The organism is Shimia sediminis (assembly GCF_003990645.1).
Classification (GTDB): Bacteria; Pseudomonadota; Alphaproteobacteria; order Rhodobacterales; family Rhodobacteraceae; genus Shimia; species Shimia sediminis.
Genome location: NZ_RYZK01000008.1, coordinates 161,992 through 173,010, shown reverse-complemented (window position 1 = coordinate 173,010; position 11,019 = coordinate 161,992). Strand labels below are relative to the sequence as shown.

9 protein-coding genes are annotated in these 11,019 nt (G+C 53.7%); 6 read left to right on the top strand and 3 right to left on the bottom strand.

Annotated features, from left to right (window positions below; all coding sequences use genetic code 11):
• Positions 1 to 300: 300 nt before the first annotated feature.
• On the bottom strand, positions 301 to 1,911 hold the full coding sequence (locus EK369_RS16400; RefSeq protein WP_127115343.1) for a hypothetical protein: 1,611 nt from the start codon (positions 1,909 to 1,911) through the stop codon (positions 301 to 303).
• Positions 1,912 to 2,497: 586 nt separating this feature from the next.
• On the opposite strand from EK369_RS16400, the gene EK369_RS16395 reads away from it, so the two are divergent.
• On the top strand, positions 2,498 to 2,680 hold the full coding sequence (locus tag EK369_RS16395; protein WP_127115342.1) for a hypothetical protein: 183 nt from the start codon (positions 2,498 to 2,500) through the stop codon (positions 2,678 to 2,680).
• A gap of 9 nt (positions 2,681 to 2,689) precedes the next feature.
• Here the strand turns inward: EK369_RS16395 and EK369_RS16390 are convergent, their stop codons facing one another.
• Together EK369_RS16390 and EK369_RS16385 are read right to left on the bottom strand one after the other, a co-directional pair.
• The gene (locus EK369_RS16390; protein WP_127115341.1) at positions 2,690 to 3,700 is read right to left on the bottom strand and encodes a hypothetical protein; all 1,011 of its coding nucleotides are present in this window, start codon (positions 3,698 to 3,700) and stop codon (positions 2,690 to 2,692) included.
• A 125-nt stretch (positions 3,701 to 3,825) separates the two neighbouring features.
• Complete coding sequence (locus tag EK369_RS16385) at positions 3,826 to 4,014, bottom strand: hypothetical protein (protein WP_127115340.1); 189 nt, start codon at positions 4,012 to 4,014, stop codon at positions 3,826 to 3,828.
• A gap of 689 nt (positions 4,015 to 4,703) precedes the next feature.
• On the opposite strand from EK369_RS16385, the gene EK369_RS16380 reads away from it, so the two are divergent.
• The 5 genes from EK369_RS16380 (at position 4,704) to EK369_RS16360 (ending at position 10,998) form a co-directional block, all read left to right on the top strand.
• Positions 4,704 to 5,756, top strand: a complete 1,053-nt coding sequence (locus EK369_RS16380) for a polysaccharide pyruvyl transferase family protein (RefSeq protein ID WP_164727024.1) — start codon at positions 4,704 to 4,706, stop codon at positions 5,754 to 5,756.
• Positions 5,757 to 6,130: 374 nt separating this feature from the next.
• Positions 6,131 to 8,095, top strand: coding sequence for an acetate--CoA ligase (acs, locus tag EK369_RS16375; RefSeq protein ID WP_127115338.1), 1,965 nt, complete (start codon positions 6,131 to 6,133; stop codon positions 8,093 to 8,095).
• 5 nt (positions 8,096 to 8,100) lie between these two features.
• A complete protein-coding gene (locus tag EK369_RS16370) occupies positions 8,101 to 8,784 on the top strand; it encodes an adenylate kinase (protein ID WP_127115337.1) in 684 nt (227 codons plus the stop codon).
• 78 nt (positions 8,785 to 8,862) lie between these two features.
• Positions 8,863 to 9,117 (top strand): DUF4212 domain-containing protein, encoded by a 255-nt coding sequence (locus EK369_RS16365; RefSeq protein WP_127115336.1) that lies wholly within the window; start codon positions 8,863 to 8,865, stop codon positions 9,115 to 9,117.
• Between the two features lie 15 nt (positions 9,118 to 9,132).
• A complete protein-coding gene (locus EK369_RS16360; protein ID WP_127115335.1) occupies positions 9,133 to 10,998 on the top strand; it encodes a sodium:solute symporter family protein in 1,866 nt (621 codons plus the stop codon).
• Positions 10,999 to 11,019 lie beyond the last annotated feature (21 nt).

Here is an 11,019-nt window from a genome sequence, read left to right as displayed (position 1 = left end):
CGGCGCATTTGCCAGAAACTCGCTTGTAGCTCCCATACAGAAACTCCCCTCAAACCAAAGAAGCCCCTGAATCGCAGATCAGGCGTCATGTCGTAAGTGTGGGGGCGGCGCACCGCTTACAGGACATTTAGATAGACGCATTCCTTTCAACTCAACTACCATTGTCTCCAATTTCCCATGAGTTGCTTCGTCGTCCTTGAGAGATTTCAAAAAAAATTGGATCTAAAACAGCTTTAGCAATCTGCAACAGAATTGCAGACATTTGGGCTCTCCAAAATCCGTTTTGGTCAGTTTCCCAGGCTAGGAAAAACCTGTTCCAAGTGACTTTGCGAGGAAGTTGACAAGCTTTCTTATCGAGAATCCTGAAACAATCTGTTTGAAGCCGGAACTGACGGAAGAAAGCGAGTTCAATGTAGGCGAGAACCATGATCTCTGAGTCGGATTTTCTTTCTTAACTACCTTTAAATGCTGTGATTTTCTTTCCTCTAGTATTTCTTCCAAGGTTTCGAGCACAAGGGGGCAAGCTGTTATCGTGTAATAGTGTACTTTACCCTGCTCCCTGATAAGCTTTGCGAGGTCTTCCGCAAATGGCTCAAGAAACTCTTTTAGAGAAAACTCTTTGCCGGTATTTTCCTCCCACGCTGCGAGCGCTTCACTGTTGGCCCACTCATAAGCAAACTGACCTTTGCTTGGATTTTTTCGTTTGAACTGAGTTGGATCGAAATTCTTCATGACACAATAAGAAATCAATCTGTCTCCTGGGGCCGCAGAAGGCTGCGTAACGCCACAAAACACATTTGCCTCAGCAGGGTCCGCTTCACTGTCAGAGGCCTCCTGTAGAGCTTCTCCTTGATCCTCAGAGCCCACTGCCTCCGAGGGTTGACTTTCTCCATTTGAGAGAGCGCCCTTTGATAGTTCCGAGTGCTCGTCATCTTTGCGCTTTCGTCGTGTTTTTTCGACAAGCTGAACAGTAGGCTCGCCCGAACTCGACCAAGTCGTTTGAACCTTGAGACCGCTATCTCGTACGCGTTTGCGAAACTTTTTAAAGCTTCCAGTACAGCTTCTCGCCTTATGGCTGGCTACTTCATCAAAGTACTTTCTGAAGATTTCAGGCTCGTCGGCTTCGGCAATCTGGTAGGCAGTCTCGTGCGGCTTGGTGCAGTAAAAGGCGACCGCGGGAAACCTCTCTTTTGAAACGGGCTTCAAATCGATGCTTGCCCATCTGAGGCCAAATCGCTCTGCAAACCCCAATAGCAATGCTCTCATTTCTGCTTCAATTTCCGGGTTATCGCTGGATTCCAATATCAAATGAAAATGTGGAAAGAAGGTTTTGTCCCGGCTACGAAAGGGACTTTCGATTTGAGCATAAATGCGTTCAATCCACCCAGTCTCCGCTTCAGACAGAACATCCTGCAAAACCTCTAGGCGGTCAAAAGCCTGTTTAATGGCATCAGAAAGCTCATCGATGTTGCAACGACGATTAGAGCCAGGGATTGAGAGCATCCAAAACCGACTTCCTTCGCTGAATTTCTCTTTGGCGTAACAAGACAAGAAACCCGCAATTTCGCCCGAATGCCCTAGGGCAACAGACGGGAGGTTCTTATTGTTCCGGTAAGCCAGCGTGTCGTTGAACGCGAGGAGTGCTTTTGGCAACATTGGCATCACCACGAAACTGGTTTTACCGCCTGCGTTACGGAGAAGATCCACGCCATGGTGTTTACCAAACGCGGCGACGGTCCAACTCATTTTGCGGTAGTTCTGGCTGCCTTCACCCAGTTTGAAACCGCCCTTGTATCGTGCGGGTTTCCCAACATGAGCAAGCTGTTTGTAGACAAATTGTGTATCAACTTCTTCGCAGCCATTAGTCTCAAAATCTTCGACATCAGAGTTCTTCAAAATCCATTCCTTCAAAATTCAGAAGGACGGTTTTTGGAAATTGGGCGAAAAGTGCCCACTACCCCCCTTCTGCGGTTAACCGCGTCAAAGGCTGAAAACACACTTTATCAAAATGGATGAAACGCTCACCTTCCCCGCCTCTTGGACATGGCAGAAAACTGGTTTCACAAACTTTTAAAATTTTGGATTTTGGGAGTTTGACGGGCATTTTTTGGAGAGGAAAAACAAAGGCATTTACGAGGCCAGTTTAGGTAGGTACACGACCGTACCGATTACTCCCTCCAAAAGTAACGCGTTTCCGCCATTAGGTAACCAAAATCCACAAACCAATTCAGGCAACCACATCACCCTAAAAATTCTAGGGGAAGCCTTCTTTGCCCAACTACCCAGACTTAATAAACGTGTTAAACCGAAAAATATCTGTTCGAATTAGCTCAACCACTTCATAGCAATAGGATTTCTTAGAAATGAAGGACATTGTGCACATCGCTATCACAATCCTCTTTCCGTTTGGATCGAAGCTGATTGCGACCAGTCGCGATAGGATTTCATAACCAGAACGGCTTATCCCACTTTTCCCACCCGACTAGCTTCTTCCGGCGTGCAACAACTGCCCCTGCCACATGATGGCAATGAAAAAGTAAGGAACTACGCCATGAGCCACAAACCGGATGACGACAACCGCGCCAACCAACTCAACCCGAACAACGACGCCTACTGGGAATCCCGCGGCGAAGATGGGCGCCCAGACGATTGGGAAACACGTATTGAACTTGAGGAATAGGCCTCTCACCTAGCTTTGCTTGGTGGTCCTTTCGTTCAAGAGGGCCACCAAGTGGTCATAAACCACTTGATGCGGACGAAGATCTACTTTGCCGTGTTGCGTAGGCTTCAGAGCTTTCGATGCTCGCGCAACTAAAGTAACGACAATCAATCCGAGTTGAAGCCCTAGCCACTCATCCTCGTCGGTGGCCAAATTGAGAGTTGCAAGCATTTGCCTCGAATTTTTGTACGGTGGCACGACCTGACCAGCCAAATACTTCTTTCCGTCTCTAACCCCAGGCGCTCCATATGCGACCTCCAGAAACTCGGAGTTCGTCTTGTGTCCCGACTTGTCTTTAATCCTGAGAAGCCAGCTCGAAAAAGCTTGTTCCGGATGAACCCTTCCGTCCACTTCGCAAAAAACCAGCTTCCACTGAGCCAACATTTTCTCTGGATCGTCTTTCTCAAAAAGCGCGATATACGCGAAGACAATGGTGAACAGCCCGAAACTCTGAAGCGCTTCAATCGGGCGGGCATCGTCATTTTGTCCCAGTTCTAACTCTGTTGCCACGGCTTCAAAAAACGACCCGACCGAACCGCTTTCGACCATTCTCAACTTCTCGGCCAGGGCCGTGTCACCTTCGTTCTTGTGTATTTTCCAAAGATTGTGTGAAGGATTCAAAAGTCGCTCAATCAAAGTCTTTAGCGGCGCAAATCGCTCAGGGAACGCATTTGCAATCCCTTGCCAGAAAGCGAGAGTAACCTCATAGCTCTCAAGATCCCGTTCCATCTTGTTCGTACGACAATCTGGGACTTCGGGCTTTCTTAGGGTTCCACTTTCACGCGCAAAGTTCTTGGTTACAGCCTCAAGAATTTCTACAAAGGCAGACCTTGAAATCGACTTTCCTGCCAACACGGCCCTTAAGTTACGGTGCACCGTGTGGTTCCCGCCAGGACAACGCAATTCCGGTCCTAACAACACTTCTCCGACGGAAGTTGCCCCGCAAAGTTTAGCAAAGTGCTTGGGATCAGGCAGCAGCATAGCCAATCTCCTTCGTCCCGTGCATTTGAAGTCTAGGACGCTCGTAGTATATGCCCGAACGGCTACTTTGTTGGTTACATCTCACGATGCATTCGCCGCCATTCGCATAAAACTCAAATTACTCGTTAGGACTTATCCGGATCGAAGCGACCGGCGGCTCGCTCTGCCTTCAAGCCAATTTCAACAAGAGCTCTGATAGCCGCAGAACGTCCGTAGATTTCGTTTTGATGTGTATATTTCAAAATCAAAGCCAGCTCCTCTTCAGTCATCAGTATCTGGAGGCGTTTTGGCGGCTTGTCAGATAGTTTTTCCATAAAACCAAAGTAACATCATACACACAGTGTGTCAAAAAGTTGACATCCACGTCGAATCATTATACACACAATACACATATTAGAAATGAGCAACTCTGGAGGCGACAATGATCTCATATTTTCAAGTACAGTTTCATCGCATGCATGAAGTCTGCGTGGTTTTTCATGTCTGCTACGTTGTGTATGAATTTGCACACAAGGCGCATGTCATCTAGCATTTACCTCGGCGTCTATTTCGCCGAAAACCTGAACCGGTATGCCAAAAGTATGCCAAAGAACTAAACCGCCAAGAAAACCCCAGGCAAACAGGCCCATTCAGACTACGTAGGTCCAATCCATCATGGGTGCCACGGACAATTTCGCGTGGGTGTCCAGAGAGTGCTGTGCCGGGTGTCCAGACATCTTGGGCCGTCCGTTTGAAGTGCGTTCCAGGTTTGCCCGCAAGGCGGGTCGGGCAGAACAGGCATATAGCGTTCAAGAGGTGGTGGCCGCAAGCAAGAGGTCAAGAAGCGGTACAATGGCGATTGCCCAGCGTGTCAGCAACACCTGTCTGAAACCCAAGGCGGTGAAGTTGGCCGCCTGCACGTGGGGACCTTTGACAGCACGGACCTAGAAGCCCACCGATGAACGCGTTAGGGTTCTTTGGGCGGGGGCAACATCCCGTCAAAGCGGATCCGAGGGTGTGGCACATGCGCGTGGGCATTTTGACTTTTCACAACACACCCAACATCGGGGCGTCGCTGCAATGTGCGGCGCTTGCGCGGTTCCTATCGAGCCTCGGCCATGATGTGGAAGTCATCAATTACGCCCCTCTCAGAACGCGCTGGAAGTACCTTGAGTGGATGTTCAAGGGCAAGAACCGTTCCATCCGACATGTCGGCAGGATGTTGAAACTGAAGGATTACTTCAAGAGTCACGTCCATTTGAGTGGGCGCGCGATCTTTACGCACAAACAGCTGACCCGGCACTGTGGCGACACGTATGACGCTCTGGTCATCGGGTCGGATGAGGTCTGGAAAGAGAATGCTCTGCGCCGGTTCGATACCGCCTATTTCGGCTCTTTCGTGTCGCCAGAGACAACCCGGATCATCATGTACGCCCCGAGCTCTTCGGCTGAATCTGCGCTGGTCAAGAACGCGGCCACGATTGCGCCGCTGCTGCAGCAGATGCACGCGATTTCCGTGCGGGACGCGCAGACCGGACAGGAGTTGACGCAGACGTATGGTATTGAGGCCCCTCAGGTTCTGGACCCGACCCTGCTGGAGCCCTTCACCGAGGAAACACATGTTGCGCCCCCCTTTCCAAACTATCTGGCTGTCTACGCAGAAAAGACCGAGACCCATACTCAGGCGCTGCGCGCGTTTGCGGATCGCAATGGGCTGAAGCTTGTCGGATTGGGATTTGAAAACCCCGCCTTTGACAAGTGCTACGTCGGCCTCGGCCCCGGAGAATGGATGAGTCTGATGCGGCAATCTTCGGCTGTGTTTACGCATTTTTACCACGGCATCATTTTTGCACTGATCTACGGCAGGCCGCTTTATGCGCATGTGGACAATTCCAAACGCCATAAGGTGCGCAACCTGATCGAGATCGTCGGGCTTGAGCACCTGCTGCATGCGACGCCGGATCAAATCTCGGAAAAGACACTGGACGATCTCGCATATCCCGCGAGCCAGCTGCAGCGCATTGACCCCATGGTTGCGCAGTCTCGTGCGTATCTGAAGCAAGCTCTCTCTTCGTGACGCTGGACTGCCTGTGCGAGTCAGCCTGGCGAGGGTCAAACGGCATACAATCGCATACCGAAACACTTTGTCACACCTAAGTAGTATTGGGTATTTGCGCTAACAGTCTGCCCCTTCAGGATGACTTTGCACTCTCGTCGCAGCATGTTTGACTCTTAATCGATTGCTTTTCTTAGAAATTTTCCCTCACGATCCCGTGAATTTACAAAAATGCACCTCTCCATGGAAAGGTTTTTACAAAAACTTCCTTACCTTTCTGCATGTTATTTCATAATTTTCAGTCTCGACTATGATCCAAGCAACGCTGGATAACTTTATTTTCGCGTTCGCTCGACACAGCCCGAGCCACACCAATTCAAGAGGGAGGAGCCTCAATGTCTTCTGATGCAACTGCAAACCCCAGCTATCCGCCGTCTGCCGAGATGGCCGCCCGCGCCCATGCGGACGAGGCAAAGTATAATGAGATGTATGCGGCGTCGATCAGCGACCCCGAAGCATTCTGGGGTGAGCACGGCAAGCGGGTTGACTGGATCAAGCCCTTTACCAAGGTCAAGAACACCTCGTTTGAACCCGGAAAGATCGATATCAAGTGGTTCGAGGACGGCACGCTGAACGTCAGCGCCAACTGTATCGACCGCCATCTTGAGACACGTGGCAACCAGACCGCAATCATTTTTGAACCCGATGATCCCAAGGAACAGGCACAGAGCATTTCTTATGCCGACCTGCACCGTCGTGTGTGCCGTATGGCAAACATCCTAGAGGATCTGGGCGTGCGCAAAGGCGACCGCGTCATCATCTACCTCCCGATGATCCCGGAAGCTGCTTATGCTATGCTGGCCTGTGCCCGCATTGGCGCCATTCACTCGATCGTCTTCGCGGGCTTTTCCTCGGACGCGCTGGCGGCACGGGTGAATGGCTGTGATGCCAAAGTGGTGATCACTGCCGACACCGCGCCTCGTGGCGGTCGCAAAACACCGCTGAAGTCGAACGTCGACGCCGCCCTGTTGCACTGCAAGGACACGGTTAAGTGTCTTGTTGTAAAGCGCACCGGCGACCAGACCACCTGGATTGCTGATCGCGACTACGATTACAACGAAATGGCGTTTGAGGCGGACGACTACTGCAAGCCGGTTGAGATGAACGCCGAAGATCCGCTGTTCATCCTCTATACCTCGGGTTCGACCGGTCAGCCAAAGGGTGTTGTACACACCACCGGCGGCTATCTGGTTCAGGCGGCCATGACCCATGAATACGTCTTCGACTATCATGACGGGGACATCTACTGGTGCACCGCAGACGTGGGCTGGGTCACCGGCCACAGCTATATCGTCTATGGCCCGCTGGCCAATGGCGCGACCACGCTGATGTTCGAAGGCGTGCCGACCTACCCGGATGCCTCGCGCTTCTGGCAGGTGTGCGAAAAGCATAAAGTAAACCAATTCTACACCGCCCCAACCGCGCTGCGCGCATTGATGGGTCAGGGCGACGAATGGGTCGAGAAATGTGATCTGTCGTCCTTGCGCGTTCTGGGCACCGTGGGTGAGCCGATCAACCCCGAGGCCTGGAACTGGTATTACAACGTCATTGGCGGCGGCAAATGCCCGATCGTCGATACATGGTGGCAGACCGAAACTGGCGCTCACATGATGACCCCCCTGCCCGGTGCCCACGCAACCAAGCCCGGTTCGGCGATGAAACCGTTCTTTGGCGTGCATCCGGTTGTTCTGGACCCGCATTCTGCAGAGATCATCGACGGCAATGGTGTCGAAGGCGTTTTGTGCATGGCCGACAGCTGGCCGTCGCAAATGCGTACGGTCTGGGGTGACCATGAGCGGTTCGAGAAAACCTATTTCTCGGACTACAAGGGTTACTACTTTGCCGGTGACGGCTGCCGTCGCGACGAAGATGGCGACTATTGGATCACAGGTCGCGTCGATGACGTGATCAACGTGTCCGGTCACCGTATGGGTACCGCCGAAGTGGAAAGCGCCCTGGTGGCACATGCTGCCGTGGCCGAGGCTGCCGTGGTGGGCTATCCGCACGACATCAAGGGTCAGGGCATCTATTGCTACGTCACCCTGATGAACGATCAGGAGCCAACCGAAGAGTTGCGCCAGGAACTGCGCAAATGGGTCCGCACCGAGATTGGCCCGATTGCCAGCCCCGACCTGATCCAATGGGCCCCCGGCCTGCCAAAAACCCGGTCGGGCAAGATCATGCGCCGCATCCTGCGCAAGATCGCCGAGAACGACTATGGCGCACTGGGTGACACCTCGACCCTGGCAGAACCGGCGGTGGTCGATGATCTCATCGAAAACCGTATGAACAAAGGCTAAGACACATGCTCGACAATGTTGGAACCGCAGCGCCGGTTCTGATCCTTCTCGGCCCTCCCGGGGCCGGGAAAGGAACTCAGGCGCGCGTATTGGAAGAAAAATTCGGGCTTGTGCAGCTCTCGACTGGCGACCTTTTGCGGGCTGCTGTGGCTGCCGGAACCGAAGCTGGCCTGGCCGCCAAGGCCGTGATGGAAGCTGGTGATCTGGTCAGTGATGAGATCGTGATCAACATCCTGCGCGACCGTCTTCAGGACGATGATTGCGCCAAGGGTGTGATCCTTGATGGCTTTCCACGCACAACTGTTCAGGCCGAGGCGCTGGACGTCCTGCTGGCCGAAAGCGGTCAGAGGATCAACGCCGCGATCAGTCTCGAGGTTGAGGACGCTGCGATGGTGACCCGGATTTCGGGCCGCTACACCTGCGGCGCATGTGGCGAAGGATATCACGACGAATTCAAGCAGCCCGCCAAAGATGGCGTCTGCGACAAATGCGGAGGCACGGAGATGAAACGCCGCGCCGACGACAACGCCGAAACCGTGGCAAGCCGACTTGAAGCTTACCACGCGCAGACGGCACCGCTCATTGCCTATTACGACGGCAAGGGCGCCCTGCAAACAGTCGACGCGATGGGAGACATCAACGCGATTGCAGGAAATCTGAGCGCGATCGTCGCAGCGGCGACCGCGTAAAGGGGAAGTTGTAAGGCAGGCCCCTGCTGCATGGGGGCCGGTCTTATGGAGGAAACGGAAAAGAGGGAGGAGCCTTTCATGGCCGACAACTCATCCAACGCATATTGGTCTGCCAACTTGCGCATCATCAAGATCAGCCTCGTTATCTGGGCGCTGGTCTCATTCGGATTCGGCATTCTGCTGCGTCCCATGCTTGCCGGTATCTCGGTGGGCGGAACCGACCTGGGCTTTTGGTTCGCCCAACAAGGGTCGATCCTTGTCTTCCTGGCGCTGATCTTTTTCTACGCCTGGCGGATGAACAAGCTCGACGCCGAACACGGCGTAGAAGAGTAAGGAGCTCAGGGACAGATGGATCAGTTTACACTTAACTGGATTTTCATTGGCGCGTCCTTCGCGCTTTACATCGGGATCGCAATCTGGGCTCGCGCCGGATCGACCTCGGAATTCTACGCTGCGGGCCGCGGCGTTCACCCCGTGACCAACGGTATGGCGACGGCAGCTGACTGGATGTCGGCCGCATCGTTCATCTCGATGGCGGGCCTCATCGCCTTTACCGGCTATGACAACTCTTCCTTCCTGATGGGTTGGACCGGTGGTTATGTTCTCTTGGCTCTGATGCTGGCACCTTACCTGCGCAAGTTCGGCAAGTTCACCGTTTCGGAATTCATCGGTGACCGTTTCTACAGCCCGACCGCGCGTCTGGTTGCCGTGATCTGTCTGATCGTGGCCTCGACCACCTATGTGATCGGCCAGATGACCGGTGTTGGCGTGGCCTTTGGCCGCTTCCTCGAAGTGGACAAGACAACCGGCCTGTTCATCGGTGCCGCGGTTGTGTTTGCCTATGCGGTTTTCGGCGGCATGAAGGGTGTGACCTACACCCAGGTTGCGCAGTACTGCGTTCTGATCGTTGCCTACACCATTCCGGCAATCTTCATCTCGCTGCAGCTGACCGGCAACCCGATCCCGGGTCTGGGCCTGTTTGGTGACCACGTTGGTTCTGGTGAGCCTCTGTTGGCGAAACTGGACGCTCTGGTGACCGAACTCGGCTTTGCGAGCTACACAGGACACCATGCGGACACGCTCAACATGGTTCTCTTCACCCTGTCGCTGATGATCGGTACCGCGGGTCTGCCCCACGTGATCATGCGCTTCTTCACCGTGCCGCGCGTTGCTGACGCTCGCTGGTCGGCAGGCTGGACCCTGGTGTTCATCGCGCTGCTCTATCTGACGGCTCCTGCTGTTGGTGCCATGGCACGTCTGAACCTGATCGACACTGTCTACCCGAACGGTACGGAGTCGGAATCAATTGACTACGAAGCGCGTCCCGACTGGATGGCGACTTGGGAAACAACTGGCCTGTTGAAGTTCCAAGACATGAACGGCGACGGCAAGATTCAGTGGTACAACGATGGCGGTGTTGGTGCTGCGAAAATGGCGTTGACCAAACTTGAAACCGCAGACAATCCGGACGCTGACAAGATTGCAGCAGCGAAAGAAAAGGTTGCAAGCCTTGAAGCCAAAACCGCTGATTCAGTGTTCACTGCGAACGGCTGGAAAGGCTCGGAACTGTCGGTTAACCGCGACATCCTCGTTCTGGCCAACCCGGAAATCGCACAGCTTCCTGGCTGGGTGATCGCTCTGGTCGCAGCCGGTGGTCTTGCCGCCGCTCTGTCGACCGCTGCGGGTCTGTTGCTCGCGATTTCGTCGGCTGTGTCTCACGACCTTATCAAAGGTGCGATCAACCCGAATATCTCGGAAAAAGGCGAACTTCTGTCCGCCCGGATTGCAATGGCCGTGGCAATCTGTGTGGCAACCTATCTGGGCCTCAACCCTCCGGGCTTCGCTGCACAAACCGTGGCTCTGGCCTTCGGTCTGGCTGCTGCATCGATCTTCCCGGCCTTGATGATGGGCATCTTTACCAAGGTGAACAACAAGGGTGCCGTTGCTGGCATGCTGACCGGCCTGATCGTGACCCTGATCTACATCTTCATGCACAAAGGCTGGTTCTTCATTCCGGGCACCAACCAGTTCACCGATGCAGATCCTCTGCTGGGCACCATCAAGTCGACCTCGTTCGGCGCCATCGGTGCACTGCTTAACTTTGCGGTTGCCTTCATCGTCTCGAAGTCGTCGGATCCGATCCCGGCCGAGATCGAGGAACTGGTCGAAAGCGTGCGTGTACCGAAAGGTGCAGGCGTCGCTCAGGACCACTAAAGACCCATGGTGGGAGGTCCA

What these genes read in the sequence shown, in the direction of transcription:
- EK369_RS16365 (WP_127115336.1), top strand. Translation starts at nt 8,863, where the DNA reads ATGGCCGACAACTCATCCAACGCATATTGGTCTGCCAACTTGCGCATC.
- EK369_RS16385 (WP_127115340.1), bottom strand. Translation starts at nt 4,014, where the DNA reads ATGGAAAAACTATCTGACAAGCCGCCAAAACGCCTCCAGATACTGATG.
- EK369_RS16370 (WP_127115337.1), top strand. Translation starts at nt 8,101, where the DNA reads ATGCTCGACAATGTTGGAACCGCAGCGCCGGTTCTGATCCTTCTCGGC.
- EK369_RS16380 (WP_164727024.1), top strand. Translation starts at nt 4,704, where the DNA reads ATGCGCGTGGGCATTTTGACTTTTCACAACACACCCAACATCGGGGCG.
- EK369_RS16390 (WP_127115341.1), bottom strand. Translation starts at nt 3,700, where the DNA reads ATGCTGCTGCCTGATCCCAAGCACTTTGCTAAACTTTGCGGGGCAACT.
- EK369_RS16360 (WP_127115335.1), top strand. Translation starts at nt 9,133, where the DNA reads ATGGATCAGTTTACACTTAACTGGATTTTCATTGGCGCGTCCTTCGCG.
- acs (WP_127115338.1), top strand. Translation starts at nt 6,131, where the DNA reads ATGTCTTCTGATGCAACTGCAAACCCCAGCTATCCGCCGTCTGCCGAG.